The sequence below is a fragment of the Candidatus Villigracilis vicinus genome (genome assembly GCF_016702885.1).
GTDB lineage: Bacteria > Chloroflexota > Anaerolineae > Anaerolineales > Villigracilaceae > Villigracilis > Villigracilis vicinus.
Genome location: NZ_JADJDD010000022.1, coordinates 67,071 through 85,757 on the forward strand (window position 1 = coordinate 67,071; position 18,687 = coordinate 85,757).

Below are 18,687 nucleotides of genomic sequence, written 5' to 3' on the forward strand. Positions count from 1 at the left end.
GCGGAATGATGAATAAATTTCATCATTCTGCATTCTGACTTCTGCATTTACGCGTTAAGCGCCTGATCCAGATCCCACTTGATGTCTTCGAAGTCTTCGAGACCAATGCTCAAGCGGATGAAATCGGGGCTGACGCCAGCGGAGACTTGCTGCTCGTCACTGAGTTGACTGTGTGTGGTGGTTGCAGGGTGAATGGCGAGACTGCGCGCATCACCAACATTGGCGAGATGGCTGAAGAGTTGCAGGCTTTCGATGAATTTCTTGCCAGCTTCTGCGCCGCCTTTGATACCAAATCCGAGAATTGCACCTGCACCCTTGGGAAGATACTTCTTGGCACGAGCATAATCGGGGTGGCTCTTGAGTCCAGGGTATTTGACCCAGCTAACTTTGGGATGAGCCTCAAGATATTCGGCAACAGCTTGCGTGTTTTGCACATGACGGTCAATGCGCAAGTTGAGGGTTTCGAGCCCAAGCAAAGTTTGCCATGCGTTGAACGGAGATTGGCAGGCGCCAAGGTCACGAAGAACCTGCACGCGTGCTTTGATCGCAAATGGGGGAAGTCCCGCCGCGGCGATGGAGGAATACACGAGACCGTGATATGAAGGATCGGGCGTATTGAAATTCTCGAACTTGCCGTTGCTCCAATCGTAATTGCCGCCATCCACAATGATGCCGCCGATGGATGTGCCATTGCCTGTGATGAACTTGGTGGTCGAGTGGGTGATCATGTGTGCGCCATATTCGAACGGGCGGAAAAGATACGGCGTGGCAAAAGTGTTGTCGATAAACAAGATCAGTTTGTGCTTGTTCGCGATCTCGGATACTTCTTCAAACGGGAAGACGGAGATGTCGGGGTTGCCGAGAGTCTCGCCGTAAATAATTTTTGTGTTCGGCTGAATGGCTGCTTCAAAATTCTTCGGGTCGCTTGGGTCAACAAAAGTGACATTGATCCCCAGCTTGGGCAGGGTGTAGGCGAACTGGTTGTACGTGCCGCCATACAAACGGGATGACGAAACGATATGGTCACCTGCGCTGCACAACGTGAAAATTGCCTGTGCTTGCGCGGCATGTCCCGAGCTTGCAGCCAGAGCCGCAACGCCGCCTTCGAGTGCAGCAATGCGCTGTTCAAGCACATCGGTGGTCGGGTTCATCAAGCGCGTGTAAATATTTCCCAACTCTTTGAGCGCGAACAAATTCGCGGCATGTTCCGTGTTCTTGAACTGATAGCTCGTTGTTTGATACAACGGCACGGCGCGGCTGCCAGTGGTGGGATCGGGTGAATAGCCCGCATGTAACTGGCGGGTGGCAAAACCTAACTTGCGATCTTTGATTGTGGACATTTGAATTATCTCCTCTTGCATAAAATTTTTGGATTAAATTAATTCCGCCCGTCAGAAGAGATTAAAAAAATAACCTCTTCTGAAAGTACAAGAAGAGGTATACGTCTATACCGTCCTCTCATCTTCCAGATATGAATGACTGTGTCATTCGTATTTGCCGAATTTGGCACCTGAACTTTCGTTTGGTTGCCGAAGCTTCAAAGGGTCGGTCCCTCAGCTTCTCTGGATAAGAGCGAATATTTAATTTCGCGGTTTATATCATGCGGTTCATGATTGTGTCAAGTCTTTTTCGTAACGGATAATAAGACTACCCTTTTGGGTCATGCTATAAAAGATTTTCACTCACCAACAACTCAGCATTATAGATCGATGCACCTGCCGCACCGCGAATCGTGTTGTGGGATAGTACAACAAATTTAAGATCAAGGATGGGATCTCGGCGCACGCGACCGACTACTGTCGTCATGCCTTTGCCTGCCATACGGTCGAGTCTTGGCTGTGGGCGATCCGCTTCATCTCTGACCTCGATGACTGGTTTGGGCGCCGAAGGCAGATTCCTCGCTGACGGTTTTGCCGCGTAATCGCGTAACGCTTGAATCGCAACTTCTGGCGCCACGGGTTTGTCCAATGCCACGCTCGCACACACGGTGTGACCATCGATCACAGCCACGCGATTGGTGTGCGCGCTGAATTGGATGTCTGCCATATCAATTTTGCTTTCGTTGAATTTGCCCAGCATCTTGCGCGGCTCCCATTCCACTTTTTCTTCTTCGCCGCCATTGCCCACGTTGGGGATGATGTTATCCATGATGTCGAGCGACGGCACACCAGGGTAACCTGCCCCCGAAAGCGCCTGCAATGAGACCATGAAAACTTTCTTCACGCCAAAGGACTCGTCCAAGGCTTTGAGCGCAATCGTGAGACCCGTGCTCGTGCAGTTGGGATTTGTGACAATGCATCCGCTCCAGCCTTTGTTTTTGCGCTGCTGCTTCACCAGTTGAATGTGCTCCGCGTTGATCTCAGGCAAGAGCAGCGGCACATCTTCTCCGCGGCGATACGATGACGCATTCGAGCAGACTGCCGCGCCTGCTTTTGCAAAGGCAGGCTCCAGTTCATTGGCGATCTCGGTGTGCAAGGCTGAAAAGACGATCTTCGCCTGTACCGCATCCGTGTTGGCAGGGACAATGACCATGTCACGGGCATATTCGGGCATGGGCGTATCCAATACCCAGCGAGTCGCTTTGGCGTAGGGCTGTCCCGCTGAACGGTCAGATGCGGCAAGCGCCACCACCTTGAACCACGGATGATTTTCCAACAACGAAATAAAACGCTGACCGACCGAACCTGTCGCGCCGAGTACGGCAACGGGGATTTGAGATTGGGACATGAGAAACTCCTGAATGATGAATTTTGAATGATGAATGCAGAATTTGTCGAAGGTCAAAAGTCAAAGGTCTTTAGTTGTGCAACTTTTGACCTTCGACTTTTGACAGATATTATTTCACAATTAACTCATGCAGCGCCTTGACCGCATTTTCCGTATCCGCTGAATCTACAACGAGCGAAATGGATACTTCGGATGAACCTTGCGCAATGGCGAGGACGTTAACGCCGTCATTGCCGAGCTTGCTGAAGACACGACCCGAAACGCCAGGCGTGTGCCGCATCCCTGCACCGACGACGGTGATGATGGAGATGTCTTCGGTGGACCAAACGCGGTCAATGTCTTCGTCTGCGATCTCGTTGGCGAATGCTTTTTCAAGAGAAGATAACACGGTGGGGGCGAGCTCTGAAGGCACGGCAAAACAAATGGACTGCTCCGAAGATGCCTGCGTAATCAGCGGAACGCTCGTGCCCGTGGATGCGACGGCTCCGAATGCACGCGCCGCGACACCAGGCACGCCCAGCATACCGCGCCCTTCAATGGTGATGAGCCTTTGCTTGCGGATGGCGGTCACCGCTTTGATAACTTTCCCTTCCACCTTGCCATTGCTCTTCACACTGGGAATCAAGCGCGTCCCAAGGTGGCTGGGATTGAAGGTGTTGCAAATGCGCAGACCAATGCCCGCATCCAACACGGGGCGGATGGTCTTGGGATGCAGCACTTTCGCACCGTAGTAGGCGAGTTCGGCGATTTCGTTGTAGCTGATCTCTGGCAGGGTTTGTGCTTCTTTCACAATGCGCGGATCGGTGGTCATCACGCCGTCTACATCTGTCCAGATCCAGACATCATCAGCAGGGAGCACGGCGCCGATAATGGCTGCGGAATAATCCGAGCCGCCGCGACCAAGCGTGGTGATGGCGCCTTCAGGGGTTGCGCCGATAAAACCAGTTGTAATGGGAACAATACCTTTATCCATGAGCGGATTGAGTTTCCCCCGTGTCTTTTCGGTTGTGACCTTGAAATCGGGATGGGCATTCTGGAAGTGCGCGTTGGTGACGACGAACTCTGTCGATTCAATGGCTTGGGCGGGAATGCCTGCATCGTGGACGACAGCTCCCAACAAACGCACACTCATCCTTTCGCCGAGGGATGCCACCGTGTCCATCGCTCGCGGACTGGCTTCGCCGAGTACGGCGATGGCTTTGCACAAGTCCACGAGCGAGAAGGATGAGCGCGTTGATCTCGGATTTCGTCTGTTCTCGCAAAGACTCATCTTTGATGAGCGCATCGGCGGCGGCGAAGTGTTTTTCTCTCAGCGAAGATTCGGTTGCTGGAAGTGAATCCACTTTCCCTTGCGAAGCTGAGGCGGCAGAGTCCAATAGCAGGTTCGTCACGCCAGACATGGCAGATGTCACCACGACGACTCGTTCCCAATCCTTTTTCGCATCGCGGATGATCTGAATGGCGCTCTTCAATGCATCGGCTGAGCCGACGGAGGTTCCTCCAAATTTCATAACCAGTGTTCTCGACATAGTATTCTCCTTGGCGCTTCTCTGAAAGAGAAGGGATTTTGATAACAAAAACGCCTCGCGTTTTCCGCGAGGCGTTGTGTGTTCTGAAACCCGTTCTGACGGTTATTTCTGACCAAGCACAAATGCCTCGCGGTGTGTACCGGAGGTAGTGGTCATGGTCATACCCAAGCCGTGCTTGGTGTTCGTCAAAACGTTATACATAATTGGGCGGTATTCTATGTGAGTGTGTAAGATGTGTCAAGGGATGAGTTTGTTCAATTACCCATTTGGGTACTCTTAAGAATGGCTTGTGTAAAACCATTGACTCATTTCATAACGGTAGTAGAATTGCGCGAAATGTTCACCCTGTTTGTAATGCCTCGTACCCGTCGTACCAAGCCCACTTCCCAGAGAAGGTTGGGAGCTTTTCGTTTGGACGATGCGAACACGAGCGTGAACTAACACACGCATAGTCGACCAAAACAGCCCATCCTTCTCGGATGGGCTGTTTTTATTTCGGAATCCGGAATTTCTACTTCCGCGATTTCAAAAATTATTTTCCGAAGTAGAACTTCGGGAATCCAAAAGGAGTAAAAATGAGTCCAAAGTCAAAACCTAGTGTCAAGAAAGTTGTATTAGCCTATTCAGGCGGGTTGGATACATCCGTCATCGTACCGTGGTTGAAAGAGAACTACGGTTGTGAAGTGGTTTGTTTCTGTGCCGATGTAGGGCAGGGCGATGAAGACCTCGCCAAGTTGGAAGATAAAGCCATCAAGAGTGGCGCGAGCGAATTTATCATTCATGATATGCGGGAGGAATTTGTCAGTGAATATCTTTTCCCGATGCTCAAAGCGGGGGCGGTCTATGAACACAAGTATTTATTGGGCACATCGGTTGCCCGTCCTTTAATTGCAAAACATCTCGTGGAAGTGGCGCACGAAACCGGCGCGGATGCGATCGCGCATGGCGCGACCGGCAAAGGCAACGATCAAGTTCGCTTTGAGTTAACCGTGATGGCGCTTGACCCACGCCTCAAGATCATCGCTCCGTGGCGCGAATGGGATATCCGCTCTCGCGAAGATGCGCTCAACTATGCGGCGAAGCACAACGTGCCTGTGACCGCCACCATCAAATCCATTTACTCGCGCGATTCAAATCTCTGGCATCTTTCTCACGAAGGCGGTCTGCTCGAAGACCCGTGGAACGAACCCGAAGAGATCATGTTCCAGATGTCCACCTCGCCGGAGAATGCACCCGATGAAGCTGAGTATGTCGAGATCGAATTTGAGAGCGGCAATCCGGTTTCTGTGAATGGCGAAAAACTTTCGCCAGCGAAGATCATTTCCACGCTCAATGCGATTGGCGGTAATCATGGCATCGGTCGCGTGGACCTGGTTGAGAATCGCCTTGTGGGCATGAAGTCTCATGGTGTGTACGAAACTCCTGGCGGCGCAATTCTTCTGTATGCTCATCGCGAACTTGAGTCGCTCATTCTCGACCGCGAGACTTTGCACTACAAGCAAGTTGTCGCCGTCAAATATGCCGAGATCACCTACAACGGTTTGTGGTTCACTCCGCTGCGCGAAGCGCTTGATGCCTTCGTCAATTCCACACAGGGACCCGTCACCGGCACCGTGCGCCTCAAACTTTATAAAGGCAACATCATCACCGCCGGGCGCAAGTCGCCGTTCAGTTTGTATCGCGAAGACTTCGCCACCTTTGGTCAAGAAGATGTCTACGATCAGAGCCATGCTGAAGGCTTCATTCGACTTTATGGTCTCAGCATGAAAGTCCGCGCCATGAACGGTCTGCCCGTTTCCGGTCTCGATATGCCCAAGCCGGATTATTCAAAGTTCAAGAGAGATTAGTGAGTTGGGAATCGGTAGATTGGTACATTGGGCAAACCAAGCCACCAATTTACCAATCTACTAATTTACTAACTGACCGAAAGGAAATCACATGACCCTTTGGGGTGGCAGATTTACTCAATCATTAGACTCTCTCGCATGGGCGCTTAATTCGTCCCTGCCTGTTGATCAGCGCATGGCGATTCAGGATGTGGAAGGAAGTATTGCTTGGGCTGCGGCGATTCATAACGCAGGCATTCTTACGGATGAAGAACACGCCTCGATCTCGCTCGGGCTGGATACTGTCCGAAAAGAATTCGCTTCGGGTGAGTTTATCTTCCAACCCTCTGACGAAGATATCCACACCGCAGTGGAACGCAGACTCAGCGAACTCATCGGTGCCGCCGCTGGCAAACTTCATACGGGACGAAGCCGCAATGACCAGGTCGCCACAGATTTCAGATTATGGATGTTGCAGGCGATTCCTGAACTTCATTCATCATTCCTCAATCTGCAATCTGCATTGGTGGAGCAGGCTGAACTTGCAGGCGAGACCATCATGCCGGGCTACACTCACTTGCAGAGAGCGCAGCCGATTTTGTTGGGACATTGGTGGTTGAGTCACTATTGGGCGTTGAAGCGCGATGTGGAACGCTTGAATGACTTGACCAAACGTGTATCCGTTCTGCCGTTGGGAAGCGGTGCCTTGGCAGGTGCTCCCTTTGCGCTTGACCGTGATGCGCTGGCGAAAAACCTTGGCTTTTCGGAAGTTTCGCAGAATAGCCTGGATGCCGTTTCAGACCGGGATTTTGCAGCGGAGTATTTGTTCGTCTGTTCGATGGCATCTGTCCACTTGAGCAAATTAGCTGAACAAATTGTTTTGTACACCACCGCAGAGTTTGGCTTCTTCGAACTCTCCGATGCTTTCTCGACTGGCTCTAGCTTGATGCCGCAGAAGAAGAACCCCGATGTTTTTGAGTTAACTCGCGGCAAGGCAGGGACGATGATCGGCTTGCTGACGGGGTTGATGTCCACGCTCAAGGGGTTGCCCTCTACTTACGACAAAGATTTGCAGGAAGACAAAGCGCCTGTCTTTGCAGCGACGGATACCTTGCTTTCGATATTACCCGTCATGGCGGCGGCGTTGCGGACGATCACCGTCAAGCCGGAACGAATGCGAAGCGCCATCGACTCGACGATGATGGCAACGGACTTGGCAGATTATCTCGTGGAGAAAGGTGTGCCGTTCAGAGAAGCGCACTCGCTGGCGGGGAAAGTTGTCCGTGCGGCGGGGGAGGGGAATGTTCGGATGGAGGAACTGCCCCTCGAAGCGTATCAGGCGATCAGTCCAGTTTTTGAGGCGGATGTGGTGAAAGTTTTCGATCCGCTGGAATCGATCAATAAAAGAAATACGGTTGGCGGCACGAGTCTCCAATCGGTCAAAAATCAAATTTCAAAAATCAAAGGAGAATAAATCATGTCTACAGTTGTATGCCCCGAATGTGAAGCCCAGATTGAGTTGGCGGCTGGAACCGAAGCCGGTGAGATCATCGTCTGCTCGGATTGCGGCGTGGATCTGGAAGTGACCTCGATCGACCCTGCCGCTGTGCAGCTCGCGCCGATGGAACAGGAAGATTGGGGTGAATAATTATTTGATGTAGGGGCGACTCGCGAGTCGCCCCTACGGAGAACATTATGCAACGACGATTAAAGATTGGCGTCCTATATTCCCGTGTGCGTGTGGAAGAGAAATGGATCTTTGGCGCGATGGAAAAACGCGGCATTGACTATGACCGCCTCGATGACCGCGCGATTAGTTTTGACCTGGAGAAGCCTGAACCGTGGAAGCAGTATGACGCGGTGCTGGAACGCAGTATCAGCTACAACAGCGGGTTGTATGCCTTACGTTTGCTGAACTCGTTCGGTGTACCAACGGTGAACACGGCGGCAGTGGCGGAAGTGTGCGGTGACAAGTTGATGACCAGCGCTGTGCTGGCACGTGATGGTGTGCCTCAGCCGCATAACGTGACCGCCTTCACTCCCGAAGCGGCGCTTGAAGCGATTGAAGCCTTTGGCTATCCGGTGGTGTTGAAGCCGGTTGTCGGTTCGTGGGGAAGGTTGCTGGCGAAGGTCAATGACCGCGATGCGGCGGAGGCGGTGCTGGAGCATAAGTCCACGCTGGGTTCGGTGCAGCATTCGGTTTTTTATATTCAGGAATTCATTGAGAAGCCCGGGCGTGATATTCGCGTCATCATGATCGGTGACCGTGTATTGACGGCGATGTATCGCACTTCGGAGCATTGGATCACGAATACGGCGCGCGGCGGCAGCGGTGAGTTGTGTCCGATCACGCCGGAGATCGAAGATATTTGTCTGCGTGCTTCAAAGGCGGTGGGCGGCGGCTTGCTTGGCGTGGACTTGGTGGAGCACCCTGAAAAGGGACTTGTGGTCAATGAGATCAATCACACCATGGAATTTCATACCATGCAGCCTGTGAGCGGTATTGATATTGCAGGCGAGATCGTGGAATATGTGGTCAAAGTGGCAAAAAAATCTACCAAGACAACTTGATGTTTGATTTTACGTTCTCTCGATTTGTTTTGTCAGGGTTTCCCAGCTCGCGATCACAGACTCTTCTTCCAAACCCAACCATTGGATGGCGTCGCTTTGATTGTGGAAAATACTGAAGTTGGCAACCGAATCAAAAGAAATCTGCCTTAATGCTACGCCAAGAAACTTCATCGTCGCACTGCGTGTATAAACTGCTGTTTGACCGACCCCCTTGCCTAGTTGCTTTGCTTCGTTATTTTTGAAAATGGCAAGGTGAATATCAGATACAGAGGTGTCAAGCTCGGCATTGAAGAAATCCAGAATAACTTTCATATTTTCTGTTATATGAGGGTTCTGAAGTGCTTCATCCCCAACCCTGAAAAATTCTGTTGGGGTGACTAGACCAGTGCCAACATAAATGATGAGATTGAGTTCTGAAAAAATATTATAAATAACGGGCATTTTTCCTCAAAAAGGTGTTTTTTTTCAGCATTATATAGGAAAAGGAGTTGTATGACAACTGTTTCAATTATTGGAGGTTCGGGATATGGTGGTGGCGAGTTGCTGCGCTTGTTGCTCGGGCACCCGAATGTGGCAATCAAACAAGTCACTTCGCGTTCACGGGTAGGGGAGTATGTATATCAGACTCACCCTAATTTGCGCAAACGCACACAGTTAAAGTTTAGCGACCCGTCGCAATTGGAGTCGGTGGATATTCTCTTCCTCGCCCAGCCGCATGGACAGGCGCAGAAGAATATTGAAGAATATGCCAAGCTCGGAACAAAAATTATTGACCTCGCGGCGGACTTCCGTCTGCGGGATGCGGAGTTTTACGAGAAGTGGTACGGCGAAGCTCATGCCGCGCCCGAGTGGTTGAGTAAATTCGTGTATGGCTTACCTGAACTGCATCGCGAAGAGATTTCCAAGGCGAGTTATATCAGCGGGGTGGGATGCAATGCTACGGCGAGCAACCTTGCGTTGCTGCCATTGGTCAAAGCGGGGTTGATCGATCTGGCTTCACCAGTAATTATCGAGATTAAAGTGGGTTCCTCTGAAGGCGGCGCGGAAGGAAATTCCGGTTCGCTGCATGCGGAACGGGCGAATGTAATCCGCACGTTCTCTGCGTTCGGGCATCGTCATACCGCCGAAGTGATTCAGGAAATGGGCGTAAAAGACATTTCACTGACCATGACCGCAGTGGACATTGTCCGCGGGGTGTTGGCGACGGCTCATGCCAAGGTCAAGCCTGGTGTGGCGACAAAAGATTTGTGGAAAGCTTATAGAGCAGTGGCGAATGAAAATCCATTCGTGCGGGTGGTGAAGGAACAGCGCGGAATTTACCGTGTGCCGGAGCCGAAGATCCTTGCTGGCTCGAATTATGCCGATTTGGGATTTGAACTGGATGAGAGTAACGGTCACATCGTAGCGATGTGTGCGATCGACAACCTGATGAAAGGTGCTTCGGGTACGGCGGTGCAGTGTCTGAATTTGATGATGGGATGGGATGAGACGCTTGGCTTGGAGTTTATGGGTTTACATCCGATTTAGAGATACTCGATATTAGATAATTCGATATTCGAATTTCGAGTATCGAATATCGTTTTGGACAGGAAATTATGACAGAACATACCTCAGTTACTGTAGTCAAACTCGGTGGCACCGAAGGCGTAGATTTTTCCGCGATCTGCAAAGATGCCGTAGAGTTATTAAATCAAGGCAAGAAGTTGGTTTTCGTGCATGGCGGTTCGGCTGAGGCGAATGCATTGGGCGAAGGTCTTGGCACGCCGCCGAAGATGATCACCTCGCCCTCGGGATATACCTCGCGTTATACCGATCGCAAAACGCTGGAGATCTTTTTGATGGCGGTTAATGGCAAGGTCAATTCTTTGCTCACCGAGCAATTGCAAATGTTAGGTGTGAATGCTTTTGGGTTGTGCGGGCTTGATGGGAAACTGATGCAAGCCACGCGCAAAGAGTCTGTGCAGAGCATCGAGAATGGCAAGCGTAAGATCATCCGCGATGATTACACGGGCAAGATCGAAAAAGTGAACAGCGAATTATTGACCATGTTACTGGATGCGGGCTACATGCCCGTGATCGCACCGGTGGCGGTCAGTGAAAAAGGGGAGGCATTGAATGTAGATGCCGACCGCGCGGCGGCGATGGTGGCATCCGCGCTGAAGGCGGAGAATCTGTTGTTGCTCACTGCGGTTCCTGGCTTGATGAAAAACTTCCCAGATGAATCAACGCTCATTCGGCAACTGCCGCAGAGTCAACTTGCGGCGGCGAGTGAGGCGGCGCAAGGTCGCATGAAGAAGAAAGTCCTCGGAGCAGAAGAAGCTCTCAAAGGCGGCGTGAAACGCGTCATCATTGCCGATGGTCGCATTCAAAACCCGGTCTCAAGTGCGCTGGCAGGGAATGGGACCGTCATTGAGTAGGTTGACTAGACAAGTCAGGAGCAGTACAATGACGCGATTTTTACAAAGGTGAAACGATGAGCGCTTCTTTGAAACTTCGTTATGGGACCAATCCACAGCAGGCGCCTGCCAGTGTGTTCATGGCAGCGGGCGTAGATTTACCCATCAAGGTCCTCAACGGTTCGCCGGGTTACATCAATCTGCTCGATGCGCTCAACGCCTGGCAATTGGTGCGTGAGTTGAATGCGTCGCTGGGCTTGCCCGCGGCGGCTTCGTTCAAACATGTCAGCCCGGCGGGTGTTGCGGTGGGTGTTCCGCTTTCAGATGTTTTGAAGCGGGCATATTTTGTCGATGACCTTGAACTCTCGCCGCTTGCCACGGCGTATGCCCGCGCCCGTGGTGCGGATCGGCTTTGCTCGTTCGGTGATTTCATCGCGCTCTCTGATACGGTGGATGTGCCAACTGCCCGGTTGATCGCGCGTGAAGTTTCAGATGGAGTGATCGCACCCGCGTACGAACCTGCCGCGCTTGAAATTCTCAAAACAAAGAAACAGGGCAAATATGCGGTCATTCAAATTGACCCGGCGTATGAGCCGGGTGACTTGCAGGAACAGCGTGATGTGTTTGGCATCCGTTTCGAACAGCGGCGGCATGATCGCCGTGTAGTACCAGATGATTTTTCAAATATCGTCACCACGAATAAAGATCTGCCTGCATCCGCCATGCGTGATCTGATCCTCGCGTGGGTTACGCTCAAGTTCACACAATCGAATTCGGTCTGTTTCGTAAAAGACGGTCAGACCATTGGGGTGGGGGCGGGGCAGCAATCACGCATTCATTGCGTGCGCCTTGCCGGGCAAAAAGCGGACTTGTGGTGGCTGCGTCAGCATCCTGCAGTGTTGGGGTTGCCTTTCAAATCAAATATCAAAAGACCAGACCGAGACAATGCCATCGACCAGTTCCTGCGCGATGATGTAACCCCCAACGAAAAATCTGCCTGGGATGAGATCTTCGCTCAGACTCCGCCGCAGTTGACTCTCCCCGAAAAACAGGACTGGCTCTCCAAGCTGGATTCCGCCACTCTCGGTTCCGATGCCTTCTTCCCCTTCCGCGACTCGATCGACCGTGCCGCAGCCAGCGGTGTGAAATATGTGCTTGAACCCGGCGGCTCCACCCGCGATGATGTTGTCATTCAGGCGGCGAATGACTATGACATGACAATGGTCTTTTCTGGAGTGCGGTTGTTTCATCATTAAATAGCAGGGGCGGATCGCGATCCGCCCTGCACAAGGATTTTTTATGCCCAAAGCAATTCTTTCTGTTCACGATAAGACCGGCATTGTAGATCTTGCCAAGGGTCTCACCGCCTTGAATTGGACTCTGCTCGCTTCCGGTGGGACAGCCAAACTCCTGCACGAGAACGGCTTGACCGTCACCGAAGTTTCCGAGTACACCCACTCGCCTGAAATTCTTGGCGGGCGCGTCAAGACCCTGCATCCTGCCATCCATGGCGGGTTACTTGCCCGCCCTACTGAAGCGGATCTTGCCGAACTTCAAAACCTCGGTTGGGATTTTATTGACCTGGTGGTCGTCAATCTCTATCCTTTTGAAGCCACCATTTCAAAACCGAATGTGACATATGCAGATGTTATTGAAAACATCGACATCGGCGGCGTTACGCTCATCCGTGCAGCGGCAAAGAACCATGAGCGTGTTACTCTCGTCTGCAATCCCGCGGATTATCCCGAAGTATTATCGAAATTGAACGAAGGCACCATCCCATTTGAATTTCGCAAGCAACTTGCCGTCAAGGGCTTTCAAGTGACAGCCCATTATGATGCCATGATCGCTGCATATCTTAATGACCATTAGGTGAATTCATGAAGTTTGCAACACTCGTTTTGGAAGATGGAACCATCTTGGAAGGTCAGGCATTTGGTGCGGAGACCGATGCCGTTTTTGAGTTGGTATTCAACACCAGCATGACTGGTTACCAAGAGATCCTTACCGACCCATCCTACCGCGGACAGGGTGTGCTGTTCACCGTGTCACACATTGGGAATGTGGGCATCAATACAGAAGATGACGAATCGGCACATCCGCAAGTGTCTGCTGCTGTCATCCGTGCTTTGAGTCCTGTGGTGTCGAACTGGCGTTCGGCACTTTCTTTATCTGACTGGCTTGCCCAACACGGAGTCCCTGGTATCGGCGGTGTGGACACGCGCTGGTTAACTCGTAAACTGCGCGACGGCGGCACGCAAAAAGCGGCGCTCTCTACAAAAGGTACGTCTGCCGAATCGTTGTTGAAGATGGCGCGCGAGTGGAGTGGACTCGACGGGCGTGACATGGTGAAAGAAGTAACCTGCGAAGAGACGTATCACTGGTCGGATGATGCGGGGAGTAAGTGGGTGGAAAGATCCGATAATTCGAAACTCGATAATCGAAGATCGAATAACGAATATCGAATTATTGCATATGATTTTGGTATCAAAGAAAACATCCTGCGCCATTTATCTTCATATGGCGCAAATGTGACTGTTGTCCCTGCGGATACTTCTGCGGAAGAAGTGCTCGCACTAAACCCCAACGGCATCTTTCTCTCGAACGGTCCCGGCGACCCGGCGGGCCTGCCCTATGCCGTTGAAGCTGTCGAAAAATTGATTGAAAGCAACGTACCGATGTTTGGCATTTGTCTTGGGCATCAACTCATCGGTCGTGCGCTCGGAGCCGACACCTACCGCCTCAAATTCGGACATCACGGCGGGAATCATCCCGTTCAGCATTTGCCAAGCGGAGAGGTTCTCATCACTGCACAAAACCATAACTACTGTGTCACCGCGGGTGACTTGAACAAAGATGAAGTGGAAATTACATACAAAAGTTTGAACGACGACTCGTTGGAAGGCATTCGGATGAAAAAGAAACCTGTGTTCAGCGTTCAGTTTCATCCTGAGTCTGCGCCGGGTCCGCATGATGCCCATGATATTTTCGGTGAATTCTTCAACATGATCGGGGGTAAATAATATGAAACGCACAGACATTCATACCATCCTTGTTCCGGGTTCAGGCGCCATCGTTATCGGTCAGGCGGCTGAATTCGATTATTCTGGCACGCAAGCGGTCAAAGCTCTCAAAGCGGAAGGCTATCGTGTGGTGCTGGTCAATTCAAATCCCGCCACCATCATGACCGACCCCGAAATTGCAGATGCGACCTACATCGAACCGCTCACACCCGAGTCGCTGGAAGCCATCATCGCGCAAGAAAAACCTGATGCCATGCTTCCCACTGTGGGCGGGCAGACGGGACTAAACCTTGCGCTCGCTCTCAGTGAAAACGGCGTACTTGAAAAATATGGCGTGCAATTAATTGGCGCGAAACTCAGTGCTATCAAAGCTGCCGAAGATCGTCTGCTCTTTCGTGAGACGATGCAGAAAAATAATATTCCCGTTCCGCGCGGGGGAGCGGCGTATTCACTCGCAGAGGCAGAAGAACTCGTGAAACAAACGGGCTATCCCGTTCTTGTCCGCGCTTCGTTTGCGATGGGCGGCACTGGCGCGTCGTGGGTTTATGACCCCGCTCAACTGAAAGAAGCCGTGCGCAGCGCGATTTCCGAATCTCCGATCGGACAGGCATGGCTCGAAGAGTCTGTCATTGGTTGGAAGGAATATGAACTCGAAGTAATGCGCGACAAAGCCGATAACTTTGTTGTCGTGTGCTCCATCGAAAATCTCGACGCGATGGGCGTTCACACCGGTGATAGCATCACCGTCGCGCCTGCGCAAACGCTGACTGATCGTGAGTATCAAGTCTTGCGCGACCTTGCGCATCGTGTTCTCTCTGCGGTTGGTGTGGAAACGGGCGGTTCGAATGTGCAATTCGGTGTGGATCCTAAAACGGGACGCATTGTTGTCATCGAAATGAATCCGCGTGTGAGTCGTTCGTCTGCATTGGCGTCCAAAGCCACGGGCTTTCCCATTGCCAAACTTGCCGCGCTTGTCGCTGTCGGTTACACCCTAGACGAAATCACTAACGACATCACAGGTCAAACCAAAGCCGCCTTCGAGCCTTCGCTCGATTATGTCGTCACCAAGATTCCGCGCTGGGCGTTCGAGAAATTCCCTGGCGTGGATCCAACTCTTGGTCCGCAGATGAAATCGGTGGGTGAGGTGATGGCATTGGGACGCACCTTCCCCGAAGCCTTGAACAAAGCGATCCAATCCCTCGAAATCGGAGTCGACGCCCTCGACGGCTCCGGTCCCAGCCGAGAGTTGCCCGCTGAACCCGAAACATTGTCCACGCTGAAACTTCCCACCGCAGACCGATTGTTCCGTGTCTATCGAGCAATTCGGCAGGGAATTTCACTAGAAGAAATTTCCAAAGCGAGCGGCTATGACCTGTGGTTCCTGGCTCAGATGAAAGAAATCAGTAATTGGGAAGTAGTAATTGGTAATTGCAAGACCGAGGCAGAACTGAAACCTGTGATTCGTATCGCTAAACAATTAGGCTTCTCGGATTCACATATTGCCCGCCTACTTACCAATTACCAATCACCAATTACCAATCTCCGCGAATTACGGAAGAAACTCAACATCCTTCCAACATTCCAAAGAGTCGACACCTGCGCCGCAGAGTTTGAATCGCAGACGCCGTATCTATACTCTGCATACGAAATGGGTGACGAATCCCGCCCGACGGATAAGCAAAAGATCCTCATCCTCGGCGGCGGACCGAATCGCATTGGTCAGGGTATTGAATTTGATTATTGCTGTTGTCAGGCGGCGTTCGCTTTGTCTGAGATGGGATTTGAAACCATCATGTACAACTGCAACCCCGAAACCGTGTCCACCGATTACGACACGGCAGACCGCTTGTATTTCGAGCCGCTCACACTTGAGCATGTATTGAACGTCATTGATAAAGAGCAACCCATCGGCGTCATCGTCCAATTCGGCGGGCAGACTCCGCTCAACTTGGCGGCAGGACTCGAAGCGGCGGGTGTGAAAATCTTAGGAACGTCACCGCACGCCATTCAACTCTCTGAAGATCGCGAAGAGTTTGCGAAACTGCTCAAAGAGTTGGACATTCCCCAGCCTGAAAATGGAATTGCCCGGTCACTGGACGAGGCGCGTGTCATTGCTGAAAGGATTGGTTATCCTGTGTTGGTTCGCCCGTCTTTTGTTTTGGGTGGGCGAGCCATGGCTCTCGTGGAGTCTGAGGCTCATTTAGCAGGATTCATTCAAAAGGCGATCGAGGCGGCTCCTGGTCAACCGATACTGATTGATAAATTCATGGAAGACGCTTTCGAGATCGACGTCGATGCTTTATCTGACGGTGATAATGTTGTTGTCGGTGCGATCATGCAGCACATCGAAGAGGCAGGCGTGCATTCGGGAGATGCTGCTTGTGTGCTTCCGCCGTATAAGGTTAGTGAATTCCATTTGGGGATCATGCGCGAATATACAGAGCAACTTGGGCTTGCCCTCGGTGTTCGAGGACTCATGAATGTGCAGTTCGCGTTGAAAGACGAAGTGGTCTGTGTGCTGGAAGTGAACCCGCGTGCTTCACGGACTGTGCCATATGCCAGCAAAGCCACAAATTTAAATCTCGCGTACAAAGCCGCGCAAGTGATGGCTGGTAAGAAATTAGCAGAACTTGATGTGACGGAAGAACCGCATGTGGATGGTTTCTTCATCAAGGAAGCAGTGTTGCCCTTCAAGAAATTACCCGGATCCAGTTCATTACTTGGTCCCGAAATGCGTTCAACCGGTGAAGTGATGGGACATGCCTCCCGCTTCGGTCACGCGTTTGCAAAATCCCAGATCGCAGCAGGGCAGAGCTTGCCACAAAGTGGGGCAGTGCTTGTCAGTGTGAATGATTATGATAAGAGTGCTGCATTGAAAGTTGCGCGAGATCTATCTCGCATGGGTTTTGCTTTGTACGCCACCCCTGGCACCGCTGACTTTTTTAGCAAAGTTGGTTTAACTGTGGAAGTGGTGCGCAAGATCGACGAAGGCTCTACTGCCATTGAAGATCTGATCCGCAGCGGTAAAGTGCAGTTGATCGTGAATACGCCACTGGGTACGCATGCTCATTCAGACGGAGCGCGCATCCGTGCGGCGGCGATCGCAATGAATGTTCCATTGTTGACGACACTTTCAGCAGGCATTGCGGCAGTCGCTGCCATACAGGCATTGAACAAAAAAGAATTGCAATATCGAAGTTTACAGAGTCACTTTTCTTAAATGCAGAATGATGAATGCAGAAGTTAGAATTTCAATTCTGCATTCATCATTCTGACTTCTGCATTGGAGTTAACTATGAATATCGTTGAAACTGAAAATAAACACACGTCCGGCGTGTACGCCAAGCAAACACTGACCATCGTCCGTGGGCAAGGGGCTTCGCTGTTCGATGTGGATGGCAACGAGTATCTGGATTGCTCGTCTGGTCATGGCGTGGCAAACTTGGGGCATGCACACCCGAAGATCGCCGAGGCGCTTTACAAGCAGGCGAATACGCTCATTACTTTGTTTGAAACTTTTCCCAATGACCAACGCGCCGCATTGATGGAAAAGATCACTGCACTTGTTCCCGGCATGGACAGAGTCTTCTTCTGCAACTCTGGCACCGAAGCCGTGGAAGCGTCGTTCAAGTTTTCGCGTATCTCGACAGGACGAAAAAATATCATCGCCGCTATGCGTGCCTTTCATGGGCGGACCTATGGCTCGCTCTCTGCCACCTTCAATAAAAAATATCGCGAAGGCTTCGAACCGCTATTGCCCGGCGTTTCGCATGTTTCGTACAACAATATCGAAGCCCTCGATAAAGCCGTCAACGAAGAAACCGCCGCTGTGATTTTGGAAGTTTTGCAAGGCGAAGGCGGCGTGTATCCAGCATCTGCTGAATATATCCAAGCCGCCCGCCGTATTTGTGATGAACGCGGTGCATTGCTGATCGTGGATGAAATCCAAACCGGCTTTGGGCGCACTGGCAAGATGTTCGCGGTTCAACACTTCGACGTGACGCCTGATCTGTTGACCTGTGCCAAGTCCCTCGCTGGGGGCGTGCCCATGGGCGCGGTGCTGATCGGACCCAACGTCAAGAATCTCACACCGGGCGTGCATGGTTCGACCTTTGGCGGCAATCCGCTTTCATGTGCGGCGGCGAATGCGGCGTTGGATGTGATGAAAGATGAAGATCTGCCTGGTCAAGCGGCGGCAAAAGGCGCGTATTTGATGGATAAATTGAAAGCCATTCAATCTCCCAATATCCGTGAAGTGCGTGGACTTGGCTTGATGGTTGGCATTGAAATGAAACAAAAAGTGACAGGGTACATCAAGGCGTTACAGGAAAGAAAGATCATTGCGTTGAATGCAGGCTTGACTGTAGTCCGCCTCCTGCCTCCACTCGTGATCACCTATGAACAAATCGACCAGCTGGTGGAAGTACTCACAGAAGTATTGACTCAAGAAACCAATGACTGACCAATTACCAATTACCAATTACCAATCTCCCGAAACACTTATCGGTCTCATCTCCCAATACAGTCCCTCAGGGCAGGAAAGCGGCGCGGTGGAATGGCTGGTGGCGCGGATGAAGTCACTGGGATATGACGCCGCATTTATGGATGAGGCTGG

The 18,687-nt window shown here is 51.6% G+C and carries 16 protein-coding genes and 1 riboswitch; of the genes, 11 read left to right on the forward strand and 5 right to left on the reverse strand.

Going from position 1 to position 18,687, the window contains the following annotated elements; all coding sequences use genetic code 11:
* Positions 1-47: 47 nt before the first annotated feature.
* From IPG80_RS14840 to IPG80_RS14855, 4 genes are all read right to left on the reverse strand, one after another.
* Positions 48-1,340, reverse strand: a complete 1,293-nt coding sequence (locus IPG80_RS14840; protein ID WP_345108152.1) for an O-acetylhomoserine aminocarboxypropyltransferase/cysteine synthase family protein — start codon at positions 1,338-1,340, stop codon at positions 48-50.
* Between the two features lie 115 nt (positions 1,341-1,455).
* A riboswitch (SAM riboswitch) is annotated at positions 1,456-1,573 on the reverse strand.
* A gap of 92 nt (positions 1,574-1,665) precedes the next feature.
* Complete coding sequence (gene asd / locus IPG80_RS14845; RefSeq protein ID WP_345108154.1) at positions 1,666-2,727, reverse strand: aspartate-semialdehyde dehydrogenase; 1,062 nt, start codon at positions 2,725-2,727, stop codon at positions 1,666-1,668.
* Between the two features lie 109 nt (positions 2,728-2,836).
* Complete coding sequence (locus tag IPG80_RS14850; protein WP_345108431.1) at positions 2,837-3,889, reverse strand: aspartate kinase; 1,053 nt, start codon at positions 3,887-3,889, stop codon at positions 2,837-2,839.
* Positions 3,798-4,256, reverse strand: coding sequence for a hypothetical protein (locus IPG80_RS14855; protein WP_345108156.1), 459 nt, complete (start codon positions 4,254-4,256; stop codon positions 3,798-3,800). Before IPG80_RS14855 ends, IPG80_RS14850 begins: the two co-directional genes overlap by 92 nt.
* A gap of 575 nt (positions 4,257-4,831) precedes the next feature.
* Here IPG80_RS14855 and IPG80_RS14860 point away from each other — a divergent pair.
* From IPG80_RS14860 to lysX, 4 genes are all read left to right on the forward strand, one after another.
* Positions 4,832-6,103 carry an argininosuccinate synthase gene (locus IPG80_RS14860; RefSeq protein ID WP_345108157.1) on the forward strand — a complete coding sequence of 424 codons (1,272 nt, stop codon included), beginning with the start codon at positions 4,832-4,834 and terminating at the stop codon, positions 6,101-6,103.
* Positions 6,104-6,194: 91 nt separating this feature from the next.
* Complete coding sequence (gene argH / locus IPG80_RS14865; RefSeq protein WP_345108159.1) at positions 6,195-7,556, forward strand: argininosuccinate lyase; 1,362 nt, start codon at positions 6,195-6,197, stop codon at positions 7,554-7,556.
* A gap of 3 nt (positions 7,557-7,559) precedes the next feature.
* Positions 7,560-7,730 carry a lysine biosynthesis protein LysW gene (gene lysW, locus IPG80_RS14870; RefSeq protein WP_345108160.1) on the forward strand — a complete coding sequence of 57 codons (171 nt, stop codon included), beginning with the start codon at positions 7,560-7,562 and terminating at the stop codon, positions 7,728-7,730.
* Positions 7,731-7,777: 47 nt separating this feature from the next.
* The gene (gene lysX / locus IPG80_RS14875; RefSeq protein ID WP_345108162.1) at positions 7,778-8,653 is read left to right on the forward strand and encodes a lysine biosynthesis protein LysX; all 876 of its coding nucleotides are present in this window, start codon (positions 7,778-7,780) and stop codon (positions 8,651-8,653) included.
* A gap of 9 nt (positions 8,654-8,662) precedes the next feature.
* Here the strand turns inward: lysX and IPG80_RS14880 are convergent, their stop codons facing one another.
* The gene (locus tag IPG80_RS14880; RefSeq protein ID WP_345108164.1) at positions 8,663-9,094 is read right to left on the reverse strand and encodes a hypothetical protein; all 432 of its coding nucleotides are present in this window, start codon (positions 9,092-9,094) and stop codon (positions 8,663-8,665) included.
* Between the two features lie 51 nt (positions 9,095-9,145).
* Here IPG80_RS14880 and argC point away from each other — a divergent pair, with 51 nt between their 5' ends.
* From argC to IPG80_RS14915, 7 genes are all read left to right on the forward strand, one after another.
* Positions 9,146-10,180 carry an N-acetyl-gamma-glutamyl-phosphate reductase gene (argC, locus tag IPG80_RS14885; RefSeq protein WP_345108166.1) on the forward strand — a complete coding sequence of 345 codons (1,035 nt, stop codon included), beginning with the start codon at positions 9,146-9,148 and terminating at the stop codon, positions 10,178-10,180.
* A gap of 68 nt (positions 10,181-10,248) precedes the next feature.
* Complete coding sequence (locus IPG80_RS14890) at positions 10,249-11,070, forward strand: [LysW]-aminoadipate kinase (RefSeq protein WP_345108168.1); 822 nt, start codon at positions 10,249-10,251, stop codon at positions 11,068-11,070.
* Positions 11,071-11,126: 56 nt separating this feature from the next.
* Positions 11,127-12,305 carry a phosphoribosylaminoimidazolecarboxamide formyltransferase gene (locus IPG80_RS14895; RefSeq protein ID WP_345108170.1) on the forward strand — a complete coding sequence of 393 codons (1,179 nt, stop codon included), beginning with the start codon at positions 11,127-11,129 and terminating at the stop codon, positions 12,303-12,305.
* A gap of 43 nt (positions 12,306-12,348) precedes the next feature.
* Complete coding sequence (locus IPG80_RS14900) at positions 12,349-12,921, forward strand: hypothetical protein (RefSeq protein WP_345108172.1); 573 nt, start codon at positions 12,349-12,351, stop codon at positions 12,919-12,921.
* Positions 12,922-12,929: 8 nt separating this feature from the next.
* Positions 12,930-14,072 carry a glutamine-hydrolyzing carbamoyl-phosphate synthase small subunit gene (gene carA, locus IPG80_RS14905; protein ID WP_345108174.1) on the forward strand — a complete coding sequence of 381 codons (1,143 nt, stop codon included), beginning with the start codon at positions 12,930-12,932 and terminating at the stop codon, positions 14,070-14,072.
* 1 nt (position 14,073) lies between these two features.
* The gene (carB, locus tag IPG80_RS14910; protein WP_345108176.1) at positions 14,074-17,292 is read left to right on the forward strand and encodes a carbamoyl-phosphate synthase large subunit; all 3,219 of its coding nucleotides are present in this window, start codon (positions 14,074-14,076) and stop codon (positions 17,290-17,292) included.
* A 75-nt stretch (positions 17,293-17,367) separates the two neighbouring features.
* Entirely contained in the window at positions 17,368-18,534 is a 1,167-nt protein-coding gene (locus IPG80_RS14915) for an aspartate aminotransferase family protein (protein ID WP_345108178.1), read from the forward strand.
* The last annotated feature ends 153 nt before the right edge of the window (positions 18,535-18,687 follow it).